At 36.7% G+C, this 25,864-nt stretch carries 18 protein-coding genes; 2 read left to right on the top strand and 16 right to left on the bottom strand.

The window, feature by feature from the left end; all coding sequences use genetic code 11:
* Positions 1-3 precede the first annotated feature (3 nt).
* A complete protein-coding gene (locus A4F88_RS11580; protein WP_082815756.1) occupies positions 4-1,506 on the bottom strand; it encodes a M20/M25/M40 family metallo-hydrolase in 1,503 nt (500 codons plus the stop codon).
* Between the two features lie 9 nt (positions 1,507-1,515).
* Positions 1,516-1,968: an Lrp/AsnC family transcriptional regulator gene (locus A4F88_RS11575; RefSeq protein ID WP_068842773.1), complete on the bottom strand. Its 453-nt coding sequence runs from the start codon at positions 1,966-1,968 to the stop codon at positions 1,516-1,518.
* A gap of 223 nt (positions 1,969-2,191) precedes the next feature.
* Between A4F88_RS11575 and rocD the strand changes: the two genes are divergently transcribed.
* Both rocD and A4F88_RS11565 read left to right on the top strand, forming a co-directional pair.
* On the top strand, positions 2,192-3,445 hold the full coding sequence (gene rocD / locus A4F88_RS11570; RefSeq protein ID WP_068842772.1) for an ornithine--oxo-acid transaminase: 1,254 nt from the start codon (positions 2,192-2,194) through the stop codon (positions 3,443-3,445).
* 244 nt (positions 3,446-3,689) lie between these two features.
* The gene (locus tag A4F88_RS11565; RefSeq protein WP_068842771.1) at positions 3,690-4,151 is read left to right on the top strand and encodes a DUF1810 domain-containing protein; all 462 of its coding nucleotides are present in this window, start codon (positions 3,690-3,692) and stop codon (positions 4,149-4,151) included.
* 189 nt (positions 4,152-4,340) lie between these two features.
* On the opposite strand, the gene A4F88_RS11560 is transcribed toward A4F88_RS11565, so the two are convergent.
* From A4F88_RS11560 to A4F88_RS11495, 14 genes are all read right to left on the bottom strand, one after another.
* Positions 4,341-5,735: a RagB/SusD family nutrient uptake outer membrane protein gene (locus tag A4F88_RS11560; protein WP_068842770.1), complete on the bottom strand. Its 1,395-nt coding sequence runs from the start codon at positions 5,733-5,735 to the stop codon at positions 4,341-4,343.
* Positions 5,736-5,745: 10 nt separating this feature from the next.
* Positions 5,746-8,730: a SusC/RagA family TonB-linked outer membrane protein gene (locus A4F88_RS11555; protein ID WP_068842769.1), complete on the bottom strand. Its 2,985-nt coding sequence runs from the start codon at positions 8,728-8,730 to the stop codon at positions 5,746-5,748.
* Between the two features lie 339 nt (positions 8,731-9,069).
* Positions 9,070-11,007, bottom strand: coding sequence for a family 2A encapsulin nanocompartment cargo protein cysteine desulfurase (locus A4F88_RS11550; protein WP_068842768.1), 1,938 nt, complete (start codon positions 11,005-11,007; stop codon positions 9,070-9,072).
* Positions 10,991-11,911, bottom strand: a complete 921-nt coding sequence (locus A4F88_RS11545; RefSeq protein WP_068842767.1) for a family 2A encapsulin nanocompartment shell protein — start codon at positions 11,909-11,911, stop codon at positions 10,991-10,993. The genes A4F88_RS11550 and A4F88_RS11545 overlap by 17 nt, the downstream gene beginning before the upstream one ends.
* A gap of 188 nt (positions 11,912-12,099) precedes the next feature.
* Positions 12,100-13,746, bottom strand: coding sequence for an arylsulfatase (locus A4F88_RS11540; protein WP_068842766.1), 1,647 nt, complete (start codon positions 13,744-13,746; stop codon positions 12,100-12,102).
* Between the two features lie 344 nt (positions 13,747-14,090).
* Positions 14,091-15,353 (bottom strand): YeiH family protein, encoded by a 1,263-nt coding sequence (locus tag A4F88_RS11535; protein WP_068842765.1) that lies wholly within the window; start codon positions 15,351-15,353, stop codon positions 14,091-14,093.
* Between the two features lie 235 nt (positions 15,354-15,588).
* Positions 15,589-17,205, bottom strand: a complete 1,617-nt coding sequence (locus A4F88_RS11530) for a sulfatase-like hydrolase/transferase (protein ID WP_068842764.1) — start codon at positions 17,203-17,205, stop codon at positions 15,589-15,591.
* Positions 17,206-17,216: 11 nt separating this feature from the next.
* Entirely contained in the window at positions 17,217-17,933 is a 717-nt protein-coding gene (locus A4F88_RS11525; RefSeq protein WP_068842763.1) for a thioredoxin domain-containing protein, read from the bottom strand.
* 77 nt (positions 17,934-18,010) lie between these two features.
* A complete protein-coding gene (locus tag A4F88_RS11520; protein ID WP_068842762.1) occupies positions 18,011-19,081 on the bottom strand; it encodes a sterol desaturase family protein in 1,071 nt (356 codons plus the stop codon).
* 276 nt (positions 19,082-19,357) lie between these two features.
* Positions 19,358-19,951 (bottom strand): DUF1214 domain-containing protein, encoded by a 594-nt coding sequence (locus A4F88_RS11515; RefSeq protein WP_068842761.1) that lies wholly within the window; start codon positions 19,949-19,951, stop codon positions 19,358-19,360.
* 235 nt (positions 19,952-20,186) lie between these two features.
* Positions 20,187-20,738, bottom strand: coding sequence for a DUF1254 domain-containing protein (locus A4F88_RS11510; protein WP_068842760.1), 552 nt, complete (start codon positions 20,736-20,738; stop codon positions 20,187-20,189).
* A 75-nt stretch (positions 20,739-20,813) separates the two neighbouring features.
* Positions 20,814-22,745 (bottom strand): arylsulfatase, encoded by a 1,932-nt coding sequence (locus A4F88_RS11505; protein WP_068842759.1) that lies wholly within the window; start codon positions 22,743-22,745, stop codon positions 20,814-20,816.
* 46 nt (positions 22,746-22,791) lie between these two features.
* On the bottom strand, positions 22,792-24,360 hold the full coding sequence (locus A4F88_RS11500) for an arylsulfatase (RefSeq protein ID WP_068842758.1): 1,569 nt from the start codon (positions 24,358-24,360) through the stop codon (positions 22,792-22,794).
* Positions 24,361-24,387: 27 nt separating this feature from the next.
* On the bottom strand, positions 24,388-25,860 hold the full coding sequence (locus A4F88_RS11495) for a RagB/SusD family nutrient uptake outer membrane protein (protein ID WP_068842757.1): 1,473 nt from the start codon (positions 25,858-25,860) through the stop codon (positions 24,388-24,390).
* Between the last annotated feature and the right edge of the window lie 4 nt (positions 25,861-25,864).

The following is a 25,864-nucleotide window of genomic DNA, read 5'->3' as shown; positions in this document are numbered from 1 at the left end:
GGGTTAATGCTGATTTTCTATAAACTTTAAAAGAGATGTATTGACAATAAAAAGTACATCTTTGATCTTGTCTAAATCTACTTTTTCGGCAGTATCGCGAGTCGTGTGATAATCGTTGTGAAAACCGCTGAAAAAAGTCATAATCGGAATTCCTTTTGCGGTAAACGATGCGTAATCACTTCCAGTATGTCCGTTGGTTTCCCAAAGATCAAGTGCAAAAGGGGTTTGAAGTTTTGAATTGATTTCGGTGGACATTATTCGTAGAGTTTCATCTTTTTTTTCAGTGCCAATGCTTAAAATTCTACGGTTTTTATCTTCTGGTGCATTTCGGGAAATCATATCCATATTGATTGCCAAAAGTATTTTCTGTTTACTGAAATCAAAATTCTGAACAAAATATTCACTTCCTAAAAGTCCCATTTCTTCGGCTGTCCACGAAGCAAAAAGCATGTTATAAGGAGGTTTTGTTTTAGACTCAGACCATTTTTTTGCCAGTGCCAGCATTCCTGAAGCTCCCGAAGCATTATCGTCGGCACCATTATATACAGAATCTTTTATAATACCCAAATGGTCATAATGTGCGCCTACAATAATAGTTTTGGTAGTGTCTTTTCCGGGAATCATGCCTAAAACATTGCGAACCGGAAAACTTTGAGATTGCAATTCGATAGAGAAATTAACTTCGGTATCTTTTAAAAGAGTAGCAACTGGAATTGGTTTTTGAGCCGCTTTTTTCTCTATTGTTTCTAATGAAACAGGAGTTCCTGCAAAAAGTTTCTGAGCAGCAGATTTACTCAGTCTGAAAATTGGAATTGAAGATATTACCGGATTTACCAAAGAATGAAAAACGGCATTTTCACCCGAATTTTGGGATTTAAAATTTTCTTTTTCTTCAATTATAACCAAAGCAATTGCTCCTTTGTGAATAGCAGTTTGCAGTTTGATTTCTTCGAGATTATTTTCTTCGGGAAATATTTTCTTGAATTTTCGATAGGTTACAGAAGTACTGTCCTTATATCCGGGGAATCCTTTGAGTACAACGACAATTTTATCTTTTACATTTTGATTTTTATAATCATCGTAATTTTCCTTTGCCAAATCCAATCCGTAACCTGCAAAAAACAGTTGCGCTTTTTTTTGTAAAGATTGTGCTATTGGTGTAACCTGAAAATCAGTTGAAGAAGAAAGTACAAAAGCTTCTTTGTCCTTTTTTCTGATTTCGAAAGAAGCTTTTTTTACAGTATGTTCGATGATATTGAAATCCTGATAATATCCTGATTCAGTACTATAAGGAACCAATTGGTACAATCCCATCATCGATGCAATATATTCAGATGCCATAAGACCTCCTTTTTGTGTGGCTCCGCGGCCTTCCATCCAGTTGGAAGCTAAAAAAGAGAGTGTTCCGGAAAAATCACTTTTGGACGGATTTGAAACTGCAGTCTGCGAAAACAACAATGATTTACAACAAAGCAGAGTAAATAAAAGGAGAATTCGTAAACGCATTTTTTTAGCTTATAAAGTAATATTTCGTTTGAAAGCACAGCCTAATTCAATAATCGAATCGGTTTTGGCAATACCGGGAATACTGTCGATTTTTTCATAGAGAATTTTACGCATATGTTCATGATTCTTTGCAATAATTTTGATGTAAAGCGTGAATGACCCTGTAACATAATAGCATTCTGTAATTTCAGGAATTTTTTTCATTTCTTCGATAATTCGGTCAGAATCTGAATCTTTATTTAAGGTAATTCCCGTAAAGGAAGCCCAGTCATAACCCATTTTCTTTTCCTGAATAATAGGTTTTATACCGCCAATAATGCCTTGCTCGATCATTCGGTTAATACGTTGATGCACCATAGTGTTTGATATTTTCAAATTAGTGGCAATTGCAGAAAACGCCATTCTGCCATCTTTTTCTAATTCTTTAAGTATGCTAATATCAAATTCGTCTAATATATCCATTATTTTAAATTGGGTTGTAATTTGTTTTTCTAATTCATAAAAGTAACTATTTTTTTTAATAAACGCTTAATAAAACTGAATTAGAAAATAAGTGTATTTACTTTTTATAATGCAGTAAAAGTTATTTTTGACTTAAAATAATCGTTTTTAAAGTCAAAATTGATATTTTTTAGCTTGTTAATGAATAAATTTTAATACTTTTGCACTTTAAAAGAAATAGATCATGATACATACTGAAAAATCACTTTCGTCAAAATCAGAAGTTTTGATTGAAAAAGAAAATAAATACGGAGCTCATAATTATCATCCGCTTCCGGTGGTACTGGAAAGAGGAGAAGGTGTATATGTTTGGGATGTAGACGGAAAAAAATATTATGACTTTTTATCTGCCTATTCTGCGGTAAATCAGGGGCATTGTCATCCGAAAATTGTAAAAGCAATGGTTGATCAGGCACAAAAACTGACTTTGACTTCCCGTGCTTTTTATAATGACAAACTGGGAAATTATGAAGAATTTGTTACCCAGTATTTTGGTTTTGATAAAGTGCTGCCAATGAATACCGGTGCTGAGGCTGTTGAAACGGCACTTAAAGTATGTAGAAAATGGGCTTATGAAGTAAAAGGAATTCCTGAAAATCAGGCACAGGTTATTGTTTGTGAAAATAACTTTCACGGAAGAACAACTACCATCATTTCGTTTTCTAATGATGAAACTGCCCGTAAAAACTTTGGACCTTTTACAGACGGATTTATAAAAATTGAATACGATAATCTTGAAGCTCTTGAAAAAGCTTTAGATTCATCAAAAAATATAGCAGGATTTCTAGTTGAACCTATACAGGGTGAAGCAGGGGTTTATGTGCCTTCTGAAGGATATTTAGCAAAAGCAAAAGCTTTGTGTGAGAAACATAATGTTCTGTTTATTGCTGATGAGGTTCAGACGGGAATTGCGCGTACCGGAAAATTATTAGCGGTTCATCATGAAAATGTTCAGCCTGATATTTTAATTTTAGGGAAAGCTATTTCAGGCGGAGTGTATCCGGTTTCGGCAGTTTTGGCAAATAATGAAATTATGAATGTGATTAAACCGGGACAACACGGATCGACTTTTGGAGGAAACCCTGTTGCTGCTGCTGTCGCGATTGCGGCACTTGAGGTAATTAAAGAAGAAAATCTGGCTGAAAATGCGGAACGTCTTGGAATTATTTTAAGAAAAGGTTTGAATGAAATTGCCGAAAGAAATAGTCTGATCACGCTGGTTCGCGGTAAAGGTTTACTGAATGCGATTGTAATTAATTGCGGTGAAGATTCTGATCTGGCCTGGGAAATTTGCCTGAAATTCAGAGATAACGGATTATTGGCAAAACCAACTCACGGAAATAAAATCAGATTGGCGCCACCATTGGTAATGACAGAAGATCAAATTAAAGAATGTCTTGAAATTATCGAGAAATCATTAAACGATTTTAGAGACTAAAAGTTTCTTTTTAATTATAAAATAGAAAAGTTGCAGGAACGATGTTTTTGCAACTTTTTTTTGTTTTTAAGTCAATCCGAAAATTATATAACGATCCGGATGAATTGTATAATTATTTTGGAGGAGAGGATGAGTAGTTTTGAATGTCCTGAAAAAGGAAATAAAATACAGTAATCCTGATTTTGTTTTTAACTACAGGAAACCAAAACAGGAATTGATTTATTAACTTTTATAAAATCTACAAATGGCTTACTCAAATAATGACCTGACGCGTTTTTTAGATGCACAGAATAAACTTTATCTCACTGCTTTTTCTGAAATTAGAAAAGGAAAAAAAGAAACGCACTGGATGTGGTTTATATTTCCGCAAATAAAAGGATTGGGTACGAGTAATGTTTCAAAATATTATGCCATTTCTGATCTTAAAGAAGCCGAAGCATTTTTAAATCATCCTATTTTATCCAAACATCTGATAGGAATTTCAGAGCTTCTGTTAACTTTTAAAAGAAAATCAATTGATTCGATTTTAGGAGATTTGGGTGCCCGTAAATTATGTTCGTCTATGACTCTGTTTTCTCAGGTTGAAGGTGCTCATCCTGTTTTTAAGGAAATCATTGATACTTTTTTCTTAGGCTATTCAGATTCACGTACTTTATCTATTACTTCTTCACAAGTAGTGTCGTCAGCTGTTCCAGCATTATCATAAATTCTATTGAAATTTAAAAAACCATTCCACGAAAGCGGAATGGTTTTTTGTTTTTTATACAGATTAAAAAGACTGAAATGACTTTTAAATCTGCTTAATCTGCGTGCAGCATTTTAGGCACGAATTACTCGAATTGCCCAAATTTTTTGTTACAGATTATCAAGGTTAAAATGTTTTTTTCTATTTCTATTAATTGTTATATCCCGGATTTTGAGTGATTTTTTTGTTGGCATCAGTTTCTTTTAACGGAATAGGGAATACGAGATTATTGGCATCATAAAGTATTAAACTGGAACCATCTCCGTTTTCACTAATATCGATTGAGCGCTTGGTTCTTTTGATATCGTGAATTAAGAAACCTTCCATTCCTAATTCTAATTCGCGTTCCAGTAAAATATCATCAACAGTAACGGTTAACAAAGGATCTGCTTTTGCTCTTGATCGAATCGTATTAATATCGTCCAGTGGTGTTTTTCCAACTGTTGTTCCCAGTCTTAGATTCGCTTCGGCTCTTATTAAATACATTTCGGCTAAGCGAATAACGGCTACATCAGCAAACTGATCTGTAAATTTAGAAGTTAATATTCTGCCGTTTGCTGCATTTTCATAATTAAACGTTGCTCTGTCATCAGGATCGCTAAATTTTTCCAGGTAATGATCTCTGATTGAAAAATCTCCGCCACGTCCGCCATTATCTTCAGACTCATAAAAAGTATTCAGATCATTTAATCCGGTTTGTTTGGTAATTTGTATCGCAAATACATCTTCGGTCTGATCGGTATCATGATTAAATGCAGCTGCATAAGTTAGAGATAATCCGTGTCCGCTATTTTGAATTACATCATTAGCAGCATCTCTTGCCTGAGTATAATTGCCTTGTTGCAGATATACTCTGGCTAATAACGCTTTTGCAGCATATTTATCGGCATAAAAACTGTTTTCAGCAGGCAGATTAGTGTAGGCAACATTTAAACCGTCTATGATTACTTTGTACACTTCGTCAACAGTACTTCTTTCTTTTGAAAGATCCACATTGAAATTGTAAATCGCGTTAGGTCTGATGACAACTCCCAATTGTGTATTCGCCTGGCCACTCACATAAGGTTTGGCAAAAAAGCGAACAAGATCAAAATAAGCAAGAGATCTTAAAAAACTGGCTTCACCAATCATTCTGGTTTGTTTTGCAGGATCTTTTACTTTATCAATGTTTTCGATTACTGTGTTTGCCGCATTGATTATTTCGTAACATCTGGAATACGTTCCTTCGATAATCGCATTGTCTGACAACATGGCTTTAATGTACATTTGTCTCAATTCACCATAACTTCCGCGCCATCTGAAATCGGTTGTATTTAGAGCACCGCTCACGCCTAATAAATCAGCATAGAGTAAAATACGTCCACCATAAGCATTTCCGTTTGCTGCCAGAGTATAGGTTCCGGTAAGTACATTGGTTATCCCGCCTTCTGTGCTTAGTGTAACCGATGCATCTTCTCGTTGTTTAGGATCAATGTTTAGTTCATTTTCGCAACTTGCAAAAAGCGCTGCGAAAAATAGATATAATATTATTTTATTTGCTTTCATTTTGTTCGTTTTAAAAATTAATATTTACTCCCATGGCGATTGTTCTGGCTGGCGGAGCTGAGTAGAAATCTTCTCCAATACCGGTATCATCTCTTCTTGCTTCTGGATCATTGCCTTTATAACTGGTAAAAGTTAAAAGGTTAACAGCCGTAATATATACTCTCAGATTGCTCATTCCCATATCTTTTACAGTTGCTTTTGGTAAAGAATACCCCAATGTTGTATTTCTTAAACGAACAAAATCAGATTTGCCCAAATAACGGGTAGATTCCTGAGTTCCGTTTGAACCTTCAAATCTGGCCTGAGGAACATTGGTAATATCGCCTGGTTTTTGCCAGCGGTTTAACTGATCTGCTGTTTGATTATCAAAATAATCTGCTGCAGTCGATTGGTATCTTCCGGCTGAATTATAAATACTGGCGCCCCATTCTCCCTGAAAAGTAAAGGTAAAATCAACACCTTTGTAAGTGATTGTATTGGTTAAACCGGACATTAAAGTTGGAAACGGATTTCCTGCAACAATTCTTTTTGCTTCACTATAATCATTTGTCGTGCTTCTGTCAACACTTCCGTCAGCATTTTTAGTGTTTTTTACAAAAAGAGCATCTCCGTTTGCCGGATCAACTCCTGCATATTCTACCAGATAAAATGCTGAAATGTATTCACCAACTCTATTGATGTTGTAACTGGTAATGATGTCAGTATTATTATTTGGTAATGATTTTACTTTAGACTGGTTGGTGGTTAGATTGAAACTGGTATTCCATTTGAACTCTTCTGTTTCAATATTTTTCGTGTTTAAAGTAAACTCAAAACCGTTGCTTCTGATTTTTCCGATGTTCTTGTTAATGGATGATTCCCCTGAACTTAAAGGTAATGGTACTTCAAAAAGTAATCCGTCTGTATCTTTTTGATAGTAATCTGCTTCAAGCGAAATTTTGTTTAAGAATCCAATTTCGAAACCAACATCTGTTTGTGTTGATTTTTCCCAGGTCAGATCATTATTTCCTGCCTGATCAAAAGTAAGACCTGATTTCAGGTTATACGGATTTGGTCTGTACAATTGGCGTGAAGCAAAATTTCCAATCTCGGCATTTCCTAATTTACCCCAGCTTCCTTTTATCTTTAAATAACTTAAAACGGGATTGTCTTTTAAGAATTCTTCCTGAGAGATAACCCAACCAGCAGAAAAGGCAGGGAAAATCCCGAATTTATTGTTTTTTCCAAAACGGGAAGAACCATCACGACGCACACTTGCTTTAAAAAGATATTTACCGTCGTAGCTGTAGTTTAACCTTCCAAACTGAGAAACAAAGGCATAATCGGTTTCGCTGCCGTGGCCTTCATTTACTTCGGCTCCGCCATCAACCGTCTGGAAATTATCGTTAGGGAAATAAATACTATTTACATCCTGATACCTTCTGTGGTATTTATTAAATTCCATACCGGCAACCAGATTTAAAGTGTGTTTTTCGGCAAAAGTTTTGTCGTAAGTAAAATAGTTACTAAAAACATAATTTTCAGTATTTACTGAGGTTGCAAATACAGCTCCGTCTGTAGCCATAAAAGGCGCATTTTTTCCTTGCCAGTAATCTTCGGTCTGACTTAAGAAATCATAAGAGAAATCAGAATTGAATTTTAAAGAGTTCAATATTTTAAGTTCGGCAAATATTTTTCCGGTTACTCTTCTCATGATTGTTTTCCAGAACGTATTGTCTTTAGCCAAAAGATAATTAGAATATTCAGTGTTAGGGTTTGCAGTTCCATCTGCTAATCTGGCTTGCGAAATCGGGGCTTGTGCCACAGACTGCAAAGGAGTAGAGAAGGAGTTATCATCCTGCACCCGGTCGATTAACGATCTTGAAAATCCAATATTCATTCCGGCAGTAAAACGATCTGTTACTTTGTGTGACAAGTTGCTTCTGGCAGTCAATCTTTCTAAACTATTGCTGTCTACAATTCCGATAGTTTTGTTGTAAGAACCGGCAAAAAAGTATTTGGTCTTGTCATCACCTCCTGAAACCGAAAAATCAGCATCAGTTGTATAACCTGTTTTTAAGGCTATGTTTTGCCAGTTGGTATCTACTGCGCCATTTCTCCAGTCTGTTCCCTGTGATAAAAATTCCAGTTCGTCTTCTACAGATTCTAAATCACCAACATTTCTACCGGCTTCCTGCAATAATTCTACATATTGTTTTGCGTTCAGCCATTTCTTTTTATGAGTAGCCTCGCTAACACCTTGTGAGAAATTGATAGAAAAATTGCCTTTTCCTTCTTTTCCTTTCTTAGTGGTAATAATTACAACTCCGTTTGCTCCACGTGCTCCATAAATAGCTGCAGACGAAGCGTCTTTTAAAACATCTATAGATTCAATTTCGTTGGTGCTTAAAGTCAACAACGGATTGGTTGGTGCTCCGTTGCTGGATTCGTCATCATTAATTAAAGGAATTCCGTCTAAAACATACAATGGCTGAGTTCCGGCACTAATACTGGCAGCTCCACGCACTCTGATGTTTATTCCGCCTTCAACTTTACCGTTTGTCTGCGTAATTTGTACTCCGGCTAATTTACCAACCAAAGCATTTTGCAGGTTTGAAACCGGTATTTGCTGAATATCTTTGGCCGTTACACGGGCAATATTGTCTGTTGAGTTTCTCTTGGTTTGTGTTCCGTAACCTACCACCATAACAGCTTCAAGTTCATTCTGGGTTTCAACCAATTCTACTGTCATTAAATTAGAGGCTGGTACATGAACTGTTGCAAAGCTTACATAGCTTACAACTAAAATATCTCCTTTTTTTGCTGCTATTTTAAAATTCCCGTCAAAATCAGTCTGAGTACTGATATCAGTGCCTTTAAGTACAATATTTACTCCCGGAATAGGTACTCGCTTCGCGTCAGTAACTTTTCCTGAAATAGATCCTCCTTGTGCTGTGGCTATTTGTACGGATAATACCAATAAAAGCCACAAAAAATGCTTTAAGTTAATTTTCATTTTTAAAAAGTTTTGGATTAGTTATTCCAAATATCTTAAATAAATGTTAATGATCCTTGCTTTATTAACATAAAATATCACAATTTATGTTGTTTTTGTGTTATGTGTAACTTTTATATGGAAATATACCGCTATTTCTAAAAATAAATATTTTTTATTGTCTATTATGTAATTCTTTTATTTGTTTAACTGCTTTTTATATAGTGATTTAGTGAAAAATATATATCTATTGTTATTATTTTTGTTTTGAGATAATAATACTTCAATAAAAAAGCGATTGTCCTAAAACAATCGCTTTTGGGTATAATTACTTAAAATATCAAAAAAAGTAACTATGCTTTAAAACCTAACTTTTTTAAGTTCCCATAACGTTTTAATAAAAGTATCAACGTCCTGAGTGGTATTGTAAAAAGCCAAAGACGGGCGAACAGTAGTTTCGACTCCCATTCGTCGTAAAATAGGCTGTGCACAATGATGTCCGGTTCGTACGGCAACACCTTCTTTGTTTAAAGCCTGACCTACCTGATCGTTAGTGTAGCCCTGTAAATTAAAAGAAAGTACACTGGCTTTATCAGCTGCTGTTCCTATTAACCGGACTCCTGGAATTTCTTTTAACAGCCTTGTTGCGTATTCCAGTAATTGGTGTTCATAATGTCCGATAGCCTCGATTCCTAGTTTGGTAACATAATCAATCGCAGCTCCAAGACCAATGGCATCGGCAATATTTCCTGTTCCGGCTTCAAAACGATTGGGTGCTTTGTGGTATTTTATTTCCTCAAAAGTAACATCCTGAATCATATTTCCTCCGGATTGATAAGGCTGCATTTCGTTTAGTAAATCTTCTTTTCCATACAAAGCGCCAATTCCGGTTGGACCAAAAAGTTTGTGTCCGGAAAAAACCAGCCAATCAGGATTTAAATCCTGAACATCCACTTTCATATGAGAAACTGATTGTGCTCCGTCGATTAAAACTTTTGCTCCGGCAGCATGCGCCATTTCAACAATTCTTTTAGCAGGAGTTACTGTTCCAAGTGCATTAGAAACTTGTGTAAACGCCACCAAACGTGTTTTTGAATTGAGCAGTTTTGCATATTCATCCAGCAAAATTTGTCCGTCGTCGTCAACAGGAATTACACGAAGTTTCAGCCCTTTTTTATCGGCTAACCTTTTCCATGGAACGATGTTCGCATGATGTTCCAGATTGCTTACAATGATTTCGTCTCCGGCAGCCAGATTTTGATCACCCCAACTTTGAGCGACTAAATTGATTCCTTCTGTAGCGCCGCGAACAAATACAATTTCGTTTACCGAAGAAGCGTTTAAAAACACTTTTACTTTTTCACGGGCCGCTTCGTAAGCATCAGATGCACGGGCTGCAAGTTCATGCGCCGCACGATGAATATTGGAATTTTCGTGTTCGTAGAAATAGGCAATACGATCAATAACCGATTGTGGTTTTTGGGTTGTAGCCGCATTATCAAACCAAACCAGAGGTTTACCATTTACGGTTTCTCTTAAAATTGGAAAATCTTTCTTAACCAGACTGGCATCAAAATGAGAACTGCTTATATTGCCAAAATCTTGTTTTTCGAAAATATTTCCAACAATCAAATTGGTATTTCTCTGATCAAAAGCAAACGGATTTTGGTCTAAAAAATAATATGAATTGGTACTTTCATTTCCGTTTAACGGAAAATCTATACGCTTTGTAAATTGCGTATCTACAAAAGATAATGCTGCTTTTAGTTCGGTTTCAAAAGAAGAACTTTCGGTTTGAAAAGGCAGATAATCATTGTTTAAAAGCAATTTCGAAAAAAACGTTTCTTCGTTTAACTGAGCTGTTTCTCCATTCCTGAAATTAGCATCATGAAAACCCGTTTGCGGATTGTTGACATTGACATTATTTCCGTGTGGAATTCCTGATGGAGAAATGCTGTTTTGAGGATCAAATCCGGCTCCGGCATTAGGGTATAAAGCTGAAGCTCCTGAACCATAATTAGCAACTGATGGAGATGCTCCAAAACCGCTAAAAGCAGATGGGGCAGCAGGTACATTTGCTATGTTTTGTGACGGAACAGAGGTGATGTTGCCTCCGCCTGAATTTCCCGTATTCAACAAGGTTTCTGCAATTTTTACAGCACGCGGATGTTCATTGCGATCAGGACTTAATGAAATTTCTTTTGGAAATTCATTTGGTAACGCCTTGAACAATTCGTTAGCCAAAAGCTGCAAATCATCAATGTTAGGTAAACCGTCGTTGTTAATATTTATACTCATGGTACTTTCCTATTTCTACATCTTCCAGAACTGCAATTGCATCATCTACTAAAATTGCCAGTGAACAATAAAGGGATACTAAATAGGAGGCAATGGCTTTTTCATTGATTCCCATAAAACGAACTGATAATCCTGGTGATTGTTCGCCTTGTAGTCCCGGCTGAATTAATCCGATAACTCCCTGACGGCTTTCGCCTGTACGTAATAAGATGATTTTTGATTTTCCGTTTACGATTGGTAATTTATCTGATGGAATAAGCGGAATTCCTCTCCAGGTTAAAAACTGAGATCCAAATAAAGAAGTAGTAGGAGGCGGAACTCCGCGACGTGTACATTCACGTCCAAAAGCGGCAATGGCTAAAGGATGCAGCAAGAAAAATCCCGGTTCTTTCCAGACTTTTGTCAATAATTCGTCTAAATCGTCAGGCGTTGGTGCACCGGTTCTGGTTTTAATAATCTGCGATTTTGCCACATTGCTTAACAAACCATAATCCTTATTATTGATTAATTCGCTTTCCTGACGTTCTTTGATGGTTTCAATTGCTAAACGCAGCTGTTCAGAAATCTGATTGTAAGGTTTGCTGTATAAGTCAGAAACTCTCGTATGTACATCTACAATAGTCTGAACCGCTGCCAGATTGTATTCTCTTGGATTATCGATATAATCGACAAAAGTATTGGGTAAAACTCTTTCGTCACGTGCCGAACAATCGACTTCGATATGGCTTCCGTCTTTTACTTTATTCAAACGAAACACACCTGACTCTACTGGTACCCAATGTAAAAGATGCGTTAACCAGCGTGGTGAAATTGTTCCAATTTGAGGGACCGTACGTGTTGCAATTGCTAATTGTCTTGCTGCAACATCTCCTAATGCTGTCTGTTGTTGTTTTGATTCAGCCATGGCTTAGTGGTTTTAGGATTAATTATTTTTGGTTAAAAATGCTTATAAGTAAATTTATATTAAAAATGAAAAAGAGCGAAATAAAAGCAGTTTAATTTACTGTGAAATAAAATGCAATTTGTTGAATTATAGTTTGGTATGATACTCCGGACAAACAGGTTATAAAAAACAAACTATTTCTAAGTAATCTATTTTTTTAATGCTGCGCCACCCGGCATAACTTCTGTTTTTAATTTGAATTTACTGTATTCTACAACTCCGGTTTTATCTGCCCAATCAAAATAAGCAGCCGAAAGTTTGTTTACGATTCCCGGGTTTTGTTGAGCAACATTTGTAGTTTCTCCACGATCGGTTTCAATATTGTAAAGTTCCCATTCGTATGAAGGGTAGATGGAAACCAGTTTCCATTTGCCATCTCTTACGGCTCTGTTTCCGGCTCTTTCCCAAAATAAAGGGGCACCTCTGTTTACTTCAGAAACATTATCGAATAAAACAGGTATTAAACTTTTTCCCGGCAACGGATTAGAGTTTACACCATTGTATTCTTTTGGATATTCGATTCCTGCCAGTTCATAAAAAGTAGGGGCAAGGTCAATAATATGTCCAGTTCCTTTATCGATTCTGCCTGCTTTTATTTTTGACGGAAACCACGCTATAAATGGCGAACTAAACCCACCTTCGTGCATATTGTTTTTATATTGCTGAAGTGGAGTGTTTGATAAATACGCCCAGTTTTGTTCCTGATAATCAAATGATCCTGAGGTTCCAATAGGTCCGTCATTTCTAACCAAACCTCTCCCTAACGGATTATAGGTATTGAAACCACCCTGCGCACCATTGTCTGAGATAAAGATGATCAGCGTGTTTTTATCTTTCTTCAAAGCTTTTAGTTTCCCGAGAACTTTTCCCACATTCTGATCCATATTATCGACCATGGCAGCGTAAACTTCCATTTTGGCTTTCCAGAATTGTTTTTCATCATAGGTTAATTTACTCCATTCCGGAACTTCAGGATCTCTTGGTGAAACCGTTTGATCGGCAGATAAAATTCCGTTTGCTTTTAGTTTTGCAATTCTTTTTTCTCTTAAAACATCCCAGCCTTCATCAAATTTCCCTCTGTATTTGGCAATATCAACCGGTTTTGCCTGTAACGGCCAATGCGGGGCTGTAAATGCTAAATACAAGAAAAACGGTTTGTTTTCTTTATTTTGTTCGTCTAAGAATGTCACGGCATTATTCCCGATTTCATCTGTAAAATAATACGAATCGTCCTTTGGGTGCAGTTCTTCATTATTACGAATTAGTTTTACGGGATAAGGTGTTTTTCCAAAAGGCAAAGGTTTCGTGTCGAAATAGTTCGAAGCGCCTTTTAAGATGCCATAAAACTTATCAAAACCTCGCTGATTGGGCCATTGCGCCTGATCTTCAGAACCTACATGCCATTTTCCTGAAAGTAAAGTACTGTAACCTCCGGAACGAAAAACTTCGCCCAAAGTCAGAGATTCTTTGTTTAAATAACCCTGATATGCCGGTAATCCTAAATTGACATCAAAGAAACCAACTCCGGCTTTATGCTGATATTGTCCAGTTAGGAGAGAAGCTCTTGTTGGCGCACAAATCGAGTTATTGTAAAATTCTCGTAAACGTAAACCTTCACTGGCTAGTTTGTCTAAGTTTGGTGTTTTAATTTCGGAACCATAATTTCCTAAATCAGAATACCCCATATCATCAACCATGATTAAAATGATATTGGGTTTTTCAGCAGTTGTTTTATTTTGTGCCGAAACTAAAACGACTGATAACAGAAGGTTTAACGTAATAATTGTTTTTTTCATTATAGTTGATATTTTAATTTATTCATGTTGTAGAGATAGTTTTTAGTCCATTTTTTACATTGCTGCCATTCCGATTTCTATGATAAAACCAAATTTTTTTAGGAGCTAATCCCGCTATCCGTTTCAATCTTTTGTTCCGAACCCCGGAACAAAAGGATTTCCACTTCTATCGGGGCTAGGCCAATTATTTTCATAATAATATTTTCGTCTGGTTTGTCGCCCCGAGAAACAAGGGATGACAAGGCTTATGATTATTTTTTACTTTTCGGTATGCATTTTATTTTGAGTGAAACGACTTTTTTTGAATATTTCTAAAAGATATGTTTCTATGGGTTAAAAAAAGCTTACTTACTAAACAACAAAAACGCAATAATCAGCGTAATAATCACATTAAACAATTGAGCAATTAAAAAGGCGTATAGAGGTTTTCGGCTATTATTGCTTAGTAAATCTTTAAAGTTGGTTTCAAGACCAATGCTTGTAAAAGCCAGTGCAAACCAAATTCCCTGCAAATTTTTCAGACTGTCTTTTACGCCATCTCTGGTTTCAGAAGTAAGCAGAAAAGAAAACAATATCGAAGCGGCAATAAAACCAATAACGAATTTAGGAAAACGTTCCCAGATAACACCTAAAGTTGGTTTTGATTCTATGGCTTCTGCCGATTTATTGTGGGTATATGTCCAATAAACCGATATAGCAAAAGCGGCGATTCCTAACAATACATTTTGAGAGAATTTTACAATTGTGCTAATCTTCAATGCGGTTTCGCCAACCAAAGAACCCGAAGCAACAACAGCACCAGAGGTATCAATGCTTCCGCCCAGCCAGGCTCCTGTCACTTCTTCAGGAAAGTTAAAATATCTGGCAATTATGGGCATGAAAATCATCATTGGAATTGCGGTGACCAATACAATCGAAATGACATAAGATAACTTTTTAGAATCTCCTTTGATGGCTCCCGAAGTAGCAATGGCGGCAGAAACACCACAGATAGAAACAGCACTCGAAATCATCATCGTTAATTCGTCATCAACTTTTAGTTTTTTGCACAACCAAAAAGCAAAATACCAAACGGACAAAACGACAACCAAAGCCTGAATTAATCCTAAAGAGCCTGCTTTTAGAATGTCTGAAAAGATCACACTGGTACCTAACAAAACCAATCCAATTTTGACAAAGACTTCTGTAGAAAGTGCTGATCGAAACCAGTCCGGAAGCTGGAAGAAATTACCAATCGCTAAACCAATAATCAAACTAAAAATTACAGCTTCGAGATTCAATCCTTTTACGCCAGTATTTCCGGCAATAATCAAGGCAATAATCGTTAAAATATAAACTACAGGAAAACCGAGTAAAAAGTATTTTACCGATTTTCCGATTAAAAAAGCACCTAAAGTTCCAATTGAAAGAAGGTATAAAAATTGCAATCCGAGGATTTTCAGGTTTTCGAAATCGAATACGTCATGTAATAAATCGGTTCCGGTCGTCCATTTAAAAACGGGAACTTCAGGGAGAAAAACAAAGAGAGAAATCCCGATGATTATAAATCCGAGAATTACGACGGTCCAGTCTTCGTGAAGGTGAGATGATTGGGTTGGGGTTGACATTGTATTGTTTAATGGTTTTAATTTTTTTGAATAGACTCCAGCTTTAGCCGGAGATTATTGTTATTTCAATGAAAATTGGCTTTGGCCGAACTTTTTATTTGGCTAAAGCCTTTGAATATCTTCATTTTTAAACTCCAGCTAAAGCTGGAGGTAATTCATAGAATCGATGTAAAAAAGGATATGCTGAGTTAAACCCAATGGGTTTTTAAAACCTGTCGGGTTTGTATGACGCTGACTATAAATCAACAAAATATTTTTGTTTGCCAAAATCAAATTCATAATGCGTTAGATTCGGCCATAAAGGTTTTACCAGATCTTTTTCCCAGTTTTGTAAAGCAACATGTAATTCTTTTACTTTTTCCGGATTTTTCTGAGCCAGATCTGTTGTTTCAGATTTGTCTTTTGCCAGATTATAAAGCCATTCTTCGTGCGTTTTTCCGCTGATGATTAATTTCCAGTCACCGCTTCTGATCGCTTTTGCATCGCCGGAACGCCAGTATAAAGTTTTATGTGCTTCTTTGTTTTCATTAACTGTACTTACAAGGTCAACACCATCATAAACACGATCTTTTGGCAGATCAGAATGTATTGCAGCAGCAATCTTACTAAAAATATCCAATGTACTTACCGGAGTTTTATAGATTGTATGCGGTTTGATTTTTCCCTTCCACGAAAGCGCAAAAGGAACATTTACGCCACCTTCAAAATGAGAAAACTTTCCGGCTTTTAAAGGTGCGTTTGTGGTAGCAAAAGTATAATCGGCACCACCGTTGTCGCTGGCAAAAAAGATTAGTGTATTCTCCTCAAGACCTTCTTTTTTGACTTTTGCCCTGATTCTTCCCACAGCATCGTCTAAGGCGCTTATCATGGCAAAATAAACCCGTTTGTTTTCATCTTTTACATTCGGAAAACGATCGTAATATTTTTTGCGAACCTGAAATGGCGTGTGCGGTGCATTAAACGGAACGTAAAGCAGGAAAGGTTTTGTTTTATTTTTATCAATAAACGCTTCAGCTTCATCAGCGAATGTTTCGGTTAAATAAGCTTTGTTGTGAATAATGGTAGTATCACGACGAATTTGTCCAATGCCAACGCGGCCATTTCCCCAAATCATTTTATCGGTAAAATCTTTATGATGATGGTTGATAATATCCGGATTGTCATCTTCGGGCGTATAAAGCGAAAATGCCTGATAAAAACCATAATGATAATCGAAACCTCTGTCTAAAGGAAAAAATCCTTTGTTATGTCCCAAATGCCATTTTCCTATAATTGCAGTGCTGTAGCCTTGTCTTTTGGCTAAATCAGCAAAGGTAATTTCAGATTGTGGCAAACCTTGTGTCGCAATCGAAGCTTCGTTTGGATAATTGATTTTAGGGTTTAATCTCCAGTTATTGGTATTGATCAGATATTTAAAACCATAATATTCCAGATTGTTTTTTGGATAACGATCTCCGGGCTGAAATTCATGTCCAAAACGTTCCTGATAACGTCCCGTTAAAAGTCCCGCACGCGATGGCGAACAAATTGAAGCCGAAACATAACCGTCCTGAAAAGTTACTCCTGAAGCGGCAAGCGAATCAATTTGAGGTGTTGGTGTTGATTTTCCTCCATACAGCGAAATATCATATTTGCCTAAATCATCGGCCAGAATTATAATGATGTTTGGTTTTTTGAAAGAAGGGTCTGCAGAGATTTTTTCAGCCAGAAATGCTGTTTTTCCGTTTAGTAGTTTTTTATCCGGTTGTATTAATGTACCATCAGTATTGATGGGCCAGAATAAAAATACTGCCAGAATAAAAAGTACAATGACTATTGAGAAAATAATTTTTTTTGCTTTGGATAATGCCATGGTTTTTATTTTTATTTAGAAGCCAAGGCCAAGTCAACATCGTTTTTTAAATCGCCTAAACCTTCTTTTTTAAACACAATTTTTCCGTTTTTGTATAAAATCAAAGTAGGGAAAACTTTTACTGTTTTTAGATCTGCGATTACTTGCGGACTGTCTTCTAAATCTATTTCTACAACTTTTAGATTGCTGCCGTATTGTGCTTTGATGGTTTCTAAAACAGGTTTTACTTTTTTGCACGCACCACAATAAACCGAACCAATATCGACTAAAACATCTTTGTTTTCTGCAATGATTTTTTTGTATTCGGACAGGGTTAATTTGCTTTTAGAATTGGCGTAAAAAGGTTTTCCGTTTCCAATCCAGTTGGCAATTCCGCCTTCTAAACTATAAGCTTCTTTAAAACCTTTTTTTAGTAAATCATCTGCTAACCAAACACTTCTTCCTGCTCCGATAGAATAGGTAAAAACAGGTTTTGATTTGTCTAAAGCCGCAATGCGTTTTTCGTAATCTTTAGATTCCAGATTAAAATTTACGGCACCGTTTATATGGTTTAAAGCAAATTCTTCAGGACCCCTCGCATCAATTATTTGCGGATTTTTTTCGGCTTGAATTTTACTGTAAAAAACGTCTAATGATACCGTATTTGAACTTTTGGCTTGTGAAAAAATAAGGGTTGTCAAAAACAGGCATACGATTACGAAACTGTTTTTTAATGTTTTCTTTTTCATGATAATTACATTTATAAGATGAACAGTGTATTCAAAATTTAGAGATGAATACACTGTGTTATAAAACTTTAATTTTTTTAAGACTGAGCTTGCTCATATAAAACCGGGCCGGCTGTAACGTTTTCTGCTTTTGCTCTTATCGGAACTGCCAGGACTCCTTCTGCCAGGGCGCTTCCTTCTTTTTTAGATTTGAATATTGGCCATAAAAACTGTGCGTACCATTCTTCTTGTTTGTATGATTTCATTCCGTATGATTTTGGGTATTTACGCGTAATTAATGCAGTTCCAAAAATAATGTCCCAGATAAAAAACATGTTTCCAAAATTGCCTTTAAAATGCCCAACACCATCACCGCTCGTATCTGCATGATGCGCATGATGTGTTGCAGGAGTCGAAATAACACGTTCTAAAACCCATGCAATTGGATGCAATACTTTGTATTTGTAAAAAGGCTTATCCCATTTAATACTTGAATGGGCACCAAGTGTGATAAAACTTTTAATGACCAAAACAAATAATGCTGGTAATCCTAAGCCTAAATACGTTAAAGTAGCCGTTAGATAGATTTGAGAAAATAAAATAGTATAAATAAAGTTTTGTCTGGATGCCATTGCCATTCCCATGTAAGGTGCAGAATGATGTGTTCTGTGAAAACGCCATAAAAACGGAACCTGATGGTGTAAACGATGGTACCAGTATTGTGTTAAATCATCGGCAATTGCAATCAGGAAAAAACCTCCCCAAAACGGAACCCACGAAAGCGAGTTGGCTAAATTTGGAATTAAATAAGGTAAGGCAGTTAAACTGAAAAAAGCAATTACAGGTGGTAAAAGTAGTTTTGGCGCCAGAAAACAAACAATGTCTACCTTGCGTTCTTCACCAGTCCAGTCGTCATCGTATAAACCTGCTGTAAATTCAATAACTCCCAAAACTAACATAAAAGCAGTTAATCCCCAGGTACGAATGTGTTCAAAAGCGGGTTTCGAAAATTCTAAGAACGATGGCAATGTAAGATGCGACTCAGCAACAAAGCCATTTGTTAGTTTAAAATAAAGAAAAATTGCCACTACAGGCAGTGAATATATTACGAAACTAATACTTAAATCTCTGATGAGTCTGTTTCTTGAATTGTGATTTATTATCGCCATGATTTTTTATTTTAAAAAGTTACTAATTAGTGCTAAACCTCCCGCCAGTATAAAAAGTGGAACCAGAAAAACGATCAGTCCTACGATGATTTTTTTTCCTATTATCTCAAAGTCTACTCTCTTCATGATTTTTAATTTTTAGGTATACAACGCTATTGAAAATCAGTGTGTTTTATGAAATGTAAAAATAAATTAAATACTATTATAATTCTATAGATTTAGTAGAATTTTATTTATTAGATTTTTCAAAATTTGTTATAATACGTATTGATGTTGTTATTTTATTTTTTGAATGGTTGGAAGTGTTTCAACCGACAAATTATCCCTAAGTTTATCTGATGGCAAATACAAACGAATGATCAGACTTGCTTTTTGAACATTATTTATTGGCAGCCAGTTTTCTTTTTTCTCGGATCCTGAAAGATTGATTTTATACGAAGTACTGTCTGCATCATATTTTACAGTTTCAATATTATAGCTGTAAGTATTGATAGGGTTTTTAATTAAAAATCCATTTTCGTCATAGGCTGTAATACTCCAGTATTTGGCATCTAATTTTTTCCCGCTGATTATATAATCTGCTTTAGGATCTAATTCGTTTCCTTCGCTGTCTGTATGGGTACTTAAGTAGATTACTTCTTTTTTTGTTAAGGCATAAGGGCCATAAACTGCGACTTGAGCAATTGTTAGTAAATCGGCTGAGTTGAGGTCTTTCTCTTTATCAACAGTTTGCCAGTTGCCAATAATGCGTTGCGAATCGCTTTTGCCTGATTTGATGTTGTAAACACCAACGGCACTTCCAAATATGATCGCCAGAATGATCAGCGCCACTCCAAGACCTATCTTTTTTATTTTTTGATTTAAAGCCATTTTTGGTTGATTTTAAGTTGAACATTTTATTTTTTCAGGAGCTAATCCCGCTATCCGTTTCAATCTTTTGTTCCGAACCCTGGAACAAAAGGATTTCCACTTCTATCGGGGCTAGGCCATTCTTTGTCGAATTACTTATATGCTTTTCACATACGAACTCCGTAAACAATGTCGAGAATCTTTAACAATAAACGATTGCGTATTTCGGCTTCGCTCAGGAGGACAAAGATTGTAGTTACTTCCCTAATTTTTCTACCGTAACACCGTGCTGCAATTCAGCTAATGTTTTTACCGGATAGGCTTTCGAAACTAAGTAACGAAACAGAATCAATCCTTTGGTTGTTGGGCTGTAAATGATTTTCTCTTTCGGAATGTTTTTCAATACTTCGGTTGTACTTCCTTCAGGAGCTAAATAATATTCGAATCTGGCTTTTACTTTTTCTTCGTTTTCTACAAAATAATTGGTGGTATTTTCCTGATATGCAGAGATGGACCAATACGTAGAATCCGGAACAATTCCTGAAATTTTCAATACATTTTCCTTCAAATCATAATTGATGGTAGAATATAAAAAGTCAGGATTTGGTAACGGAATTACGCGGCTGTTTTCGGCATTGGGCTGATTTCTAAATTGAGGTGTATTGATAACGCCCAGACTTTTTTCGGCAAATTTATGCTGCACATAATACGGAGTTACCCAAATGGTGAGGTAGTAAAAGCTTACTGCAATTACTACAAGAATCAAGGCAAAAATGCCTTTTTTGACTAGTGGTTTTGTTGCTGCCATAATGTACTTGATTTTTATTGATTATAGATAACCTGCAAGGTTTTGAAAACCCTGCAGGTTTTATGTTAACACGTCTTAATTACTGCTTCCGGCACTTCCGGGTTTGGTAACTTGTTTTACCAAATCCTGAAGCGTTTTACCTTTATCAGCTCCGGTGTTATGTATTCTTCTGTTGTATACATCCTGCCAGTCGATTAACGGATAAACATTATTTTCTTTGGCTTGTTCGTCAAACAGTTTTTGAAGCTCAGCCAGTTTTTCAGGATATTTTTTAGCAAGGTTGTTACGCTCGTTAAAATCTTCGTTTAGGTTGTATAATTCCCAAACATCGGCATCAAAATTACTTTCGGCAGGTTTTTCGCTTTTGCCCAACGCTTTTTTAACAGCAAAAGAATCCGGTAAATGTGCTGCTCCGGCTTTCCAGCCATCTTTATAAATGGCTCTGTTTCCAAAAATGTAGTAATACTGAATTTTATGTAATGATTCTGCTTTAGCATCATTTAAAGAAGCATATAAAGACGATCCCTGAATAATATCCTGTTTTACATTTTTGATGTATTCCGGTGCTTTGATTCCGGTAATATCCAATGTTGTCGGCAATAAGTCAGTTACATGGCTGTATTGATTTCTGATTCCGCCTTTGTCTTTAATTCCCTTTGGATAAAAAACAATTAACGGATTGTGTGTGCCTCCTTCTGATTGTGCGTCTTGTTTCCAGTTTTTAAACGGAACGTTTGTGGCTTGTGCCCATCCTAAAGGATAATTAGTATTTAAACCTTTTGGCGTACCAATTTCGTCAATATTCGCTAAGTTTTTCTTCAGGTTTTCCTCATCAGATGTCCCCTGAGAAAATAAACTCTGGTTGATTGTTCCTTCTGTAGTTCCTTCTTTACTGGCTCCATTATCCCCAATCGCTACAAAAATTACGGTATTGTCTAGCTGATTCGTTTCTTTTAGATAATTCACAACCCTTCCCACTTCATAATCAGTGTAAGTCAGGAATCCGGCGTAAACTTCCATAAAACGGGCATAGACTTTCTTTTGATCCGGAGTTAGTTTTTTCCAGTCTGTAATTAACGGGTTACGTTCCGGCAAAACGGCATTGGCAGGAATTACGCCTAATTTCTTTTGGTTGGCAATTACTTTTTCGCGGTAAGCATCCCAGCCATCATCAAATTTTCCTTTGTACGGATCGCTCCATTTTGTAGCCACCTGATGCGGTGCATGTGCTGCTCCCGGTGCATAATACAGGAAGAATGGTTTTCCCGGTGCTGCTTTTTGCTGCTTCTGGATATAACTGATAGCTTTGTCTGTAATCAATTCGCTTAAGTGGCGTCCGTCTGGTTTTATATGAACCTGATCTTCTACTAAATCAGGATTGTACTGATCGGTTTGCGACCCCAGGAATCCGTAGAAATGATCGAAACCTTTTCCGGTTGGCCATCTGTCAAATGGTCCCGCATCTGTTGCATCTTCATCCGGAGTTACACCGTATTTACCAACGGCAAAAGTATTGTAGCCGTTTTCACGTAAAATTTCGGCAATAGTTCCTTTGTCGGCTGGAATTCTGCCATCCCAACCCGGAAATCCTGCTGAAAGGATGGTATGTGAAAATCCGCTTACGTGCACTCTTCCTGAATTTCTTCCGGTCAATAATGCCGCACGTGTTGGCGCACAAATAGCTGTTGTATGAAAGTTGGTGTAACGTAAACCATTATTAGCCAGAGCATCAAAAGTTGGGGTTTGTATTAAACCTCCAAAAGCGTTTGAAGCTCCAAATCCTACATCATCAAGTAAAATCCAGATCACATTGGGTGCACCTGCGGGAGCTTTTACGGGTTCTGGCCAATACTCTTTAGAATCGGCTAATGTTTTACCAATAACACCTTTAAAATCGGCATTTGGATTAGTTTGGGCAAGACCTAGTTGTGCAACCAGCAATGCCGTAATCAAAAGCCCTTTTTTAGGGCTTTTGAAGCTTACTACATTATTTTTAATTTTTTTCATTTTATGTATTTTTTATATTTATTATCATTAGTCGTATCTTACGATACTATTTTATTTTGTTCCAATCTTCGACACCTACTTTTAGGGACCATTGTTGATGTAATTCGATCAGGCTTTGAAGCAGTTTTGGTTGTGATTTTGCCAGGTTTTTTGTCTCTGTCCGGTCTTTGGCAAGATTGTACAATTCCCATGGCTGATTGTTTTCGGCTACTGCTTTCCATTCCCCTTTTCTTATGGCTTTACTGCCTTCATGTTCCCAAAACAAAGCCTCATGTGCATCAGATTGTTGTCCTTCAAATTCTTTTTTTAAGCTAATTCCTTCCAGGGGCAGGAGATTTTTTCCCTGAAAAGAAGCAGGATATTGGGAGCCAGCATATTCCAGACAAGTTGGCAAAATATCAATCAAATGACTTACTCTGTTACTTTGTGTACCTGATTTAATATGCTTTGGATAATAAGCGATAAAAGGAGAAGCAATACCACCTTCGTGAGTGTTCTTTTTGAATAATTGAAAAGGAGTGTTGCTCACATTTCCCCACGGACTTTCGTAACTGTCAATCGAGGCAACCGAACCCGGTTTTCCATTTTTTTGTGTAACATAATTCCAGTTTTTTACATCATCGGCACTTCCGCCATTATCCGAAAGAAAAAGAACGAGGGTATTGTCTTCTTCTCCCAAAGACTTGACTTTCTGCAGGATTTCTCCAATTCCGGCGTCCATCCTGTCGATCATCGCGGCATAAATTGCCATTCGGGTATCCCATTTGTCTTTTTCTTCTGTACTTAGTTTTTCCCAATCCGGTACTTTTTCAAAACGATTGGATAAGTCCCAATCTTTATCAATGATTCCTTGTTCTTTTAATTTTTTAAAACGTCTTGCTCTTAATTTATCCCAGCCTTCGATGTATTTGCCTTTGTATTTTGCAATATCTTCCGGCAATGCCTGAATGGGCCAGTGTGGAGCATTATAAGCAACATAAAGAAAAAAAGGATGTTTCTGGTTTCGCTGTTTTTCTAAAGAATTAATAGCAAAATTGGTAATCTCCTGAGTCAGATAAGTAGAAGCATCCGTGCGAATAATTTCTTTATCTCCTTTCAAAAAAGTTATTTTTCTTCCGTCGTTGTACAAAGGTTCTGAGTTAAAATAACTGCTTCCATTGTTTTGTAAAGTAAAAGAATCATCAAACCCTCTATTAACTGCCCAGGCTGATGGTACCAGACCAACGTGCCATTTTCCGGAAACAATAGTGTTGTACCCTGCCTGTTTGAGTGCTTGCCCAATCGTGATACAATGCTCATTTAAATATCCCTGATACGCAGGAACCCCTTTGTCCTGAACCATGTCCCCAACACCTGCCTGATGCGGATATAAACCTGTGAGTAGTGAAGCCCGCGAGGGGCAGCAACGTCCAGCATTATAAAACTGCTTTAAAACAAGCCCGTTTTTAGCGAGCTTATTCAAGTTTTTGGTGTTAATTTCTGAGCCAAAAGCACCAATATCTGAGAAACCTAAATCATCCGCCAGAATGACGATGATGTTAGGTTGCTTTTTCTGTGCAAAAAGCTGAAATTGCGCAACAACCAATAGGGCAAGAAGGAGCAGTTTTTTAATCATTTTAGTTACTCGTATGTAAGTCTTTTATTAATAGCCTGGATTTTGTGGTAAACCTACCGGATCGATATTTCTTTCGCTTTGAGGAATAGGATAGAGGTTATTTCGTTCTGAAACAGAATTTTTAGCCGTTACTTTTTTGACTTCGGTAACCAGAGTTCCCCAACGAACAAGGTCAAACCAGCGTTGTCCTTCCTGAACGAATTCTTTTTTGCGTTCTTCCTGAATGGCTGCCCTGAAAGTGGTTTGGTTTAATCCTGATAAATCTACTGTGGCATCCGGTGTGGTAATTGGTTTTCCAAAAGCTCTTCTTCTTACCTGATTGATCAGTTCATAAGCTTCGGCAGTTGGTGCTCCCTGCTCGTTTATGGCTTCTGCCAGAGATAATAAAATATCAGCATAACGAATTATAGGAAAATTAATAGCTACGTTACCAGGCGTTGCCAGATTGGTTAAATCCAGATACTTTTTGAAGATAGGTTTCGGGAAAGTATAAATGTTTGCAGTACCGGGAATAGGTAATGTTTTGGCATAACTTACATCTCTTCTGGTATCTCCGGCTGCATAAATATCATAAAACAAAGCTACATCTGAAATAATATCTGCCGGTTCTGTTGCTGTAAATCCGGTAAAGGATGTCGATTGAAAAGTACTTCCGCTGGATCCGTTTCCTGCCTGATTTGGTTCAAACTGTACAGAGAAAATATGTTCTTTTCCGTTCTTTTTGGCTTTATTAAAAATATCGGCAAAACTTTCAAAAAGAGCATATCCATAACCGCCATTAATTACTTCTCGGGCTTTTAAAATAGCGTTTGGATAATCTTTTCTTGTTAAGTAAACTTTGGCTAAAATGGCTTTTGCAGCACCCGAAGTGGCACGTCCAACATCTGTTGAAGGATAAGTCGATGGTAAGTTTTCGGCATCTTTCAAATCGGTAATAATCTGAGTATATACTTCGTCAACCGTTGCTCTTTTTGATTTCAGGCTTTCTAACTGAATTGAGGTTGGTTCGTGCAACACAATTGGAACTCCGCCCCAAAGACGAACTGCCTGAAAATACAATAATGCCCTGATAAATTTTGCTTCATTAATCAGCCTTGTCTTTACAGCATCAGTTCCGGCTACTTTAGGAATATTGTCTATAGAAACATTGGCCCTGTTAATCCCATTATAAATTTGTCGCCAGGCAACCTGAACGCGGTCATTGGTAGCATCATGAGTTAAGCTGCTCATGGCTCTTACCTGAGGATTGGTCGCAGAAACTCCTGCGGCGGTATAATCAGAACCCATATCCGTTAAGAAATAGAGGTTTCTGCCAAATAAGCTTTGTTCACCCGGATCTAAACTTAATGAAGCATAAACAGCAGTTACACTTGCAATAGCGTCGTCCTGGGTTTTAAAGTAATTTTCTTCGGTAACAAATGAGGTTGGTGTTACCTCCAGGTCTGTGCACGATGCAAACAAACCGGCACTTGCTATTAATAGAATTATAATTTTTTTCATGGTG

It is taken from the genome of Flavobacterium chilense, from assembly GCF_001602525.1.
Taxonomy (GTDB): Bacteria; Bacteroidota; Bacteroidia; order Flavobacteriales; family Flavobacteriaceae; genus Flavobacterium; species Flavobacterium chilense.
The sequence above is the reverse complement of the archived record's forward strand: the minus strand, read 5'-3'. Positions and strand labels throughout refer to the sequence as shown.

Bases quoted from the DNA above. Each gene is read 5' to 3' on its own strand.
- A4F88_RS11525 (WP_068842763.1), bottom strand. From the start codon at position 17,933: ATGAAAAAGAAAACATTAAAAAACAGTTTCGTAATCGTATGCCTGTTT.
- A4F88_RS11505 (WP_068842759.1), bottom strand. From the start codon at position 22,745: ATGAAAAAAATTAAAAATAATGTAGTAAGCTTCAAAAGCCCTAAAAAA.
- A4F88_RS11510 (WP_068842760.1), bottom strand. From the start codon at position 20,738: ATGGCAGCAACAAAACCACTAGTCAAAAAAGGCATTTTTGCCTTGATT.
- A4F88_RS11560 (WP_068842770.1), bottom strand. From the start codon at position 5,735: ATGAAAGCAAATAAAATAATATTATATCTATTTTTCGCAGCGCTTTTT.
- A4F88_RS11580 (WP_082815756.1), bottom strand. From the start codon at position 1,506: ATGCGTTTACGAATTCTCCTTTTATTTACTCTGCTTTGTTGTAAATCA.
- A4F88_RS11555 (WP_068842769.1), bottom strand. From the start codon at position 8,730: ATGAAAATTAACTTAAAGCATTTTTTGTGGCTTTTATTGGTATTATCC.
- A4F88_RS11545 (WP_068842767.1), bottom strand. From the start codon at position 11,911: ATGGCTGAATCAAAACAACAACAGACAGCATTAGGAGATGTTGCAGCA.
- A4F88_RS11495 (WP_068842757.1), bottom strand. From the start codon at position 25,860: ATGAAAAAAATTATAATTCTATTAATAGCAAGTGCCGGTTTGTTTGCA.
- A4F88_RS11520 (WP_068842762.1), bottom strand. From the start codon at position 19,081: ATGGCGATAATAAATCACAATTCAAGAAACAGACTCATCAGAGATTTA.
- A4F88_RS11575 (WP_068842773.1), bottom strand. From the start codon at position 1,968: ATGGATATATTAGACGAATTTGATATTAGCATACTTAAAGAATTAGAA.
- A4F88_RS11565 (WP_068842771.1), top strand. From the start codon at position 3,690: ATGGCTTACTCAAATAATGACCTGACGCGTTTTTTAGATGCACAGAAT.
- A4F88_RS11540 (WP_068842766.1), bottom strand. From the start codon at position 13,746: ATGAAAAAAACAATTATTACGTTAAACCTTCTGTTATCAGTCGTTTTA.
- A4F88_RS11515 (WP_068842761.1), bottom strand. From the start codon at position 19,951: ATGGCTTTAAATCAAAAAATAAAAAAGATAGGTCTTGGAGTGGCGCTG.
- A4F88_RS11530 (WP_068842764.1), bottom strand. From the start codon at position 17,205: ATGGCATTATCCAAAGCAAAAAAAATTATTTTCTCAATAGTCATTGTA.
- A4F88_RS11550 (WP_068842768.1), bottom strand. From the start codon at position 11,007: ATGAGTATAAATATTAACAACGACGGTTTACCTAACATTGATGATTTG.
- A4F88_RS11535 (WP_068842765.1), bottom strand. From the start codon at position 15,353: ATGTCAACCCCAACCCAATCATCTCACCTTCACGAAGACTGGACCGTC.
- A4F88_RS11500 (WP_068842758.1), bottom strand. From the start codon at position 24,360: ATGATTAAAAAACTGCTCCTTCTTGCCCTATTGGTTGTTGCGCAATTT.
- rocD (WP_068842772.1), top strand. From the start codon at position 2,192: ATGATACATACTGAAAAATCACTTTCGTCAAAATCAGAAGTTTTGATT.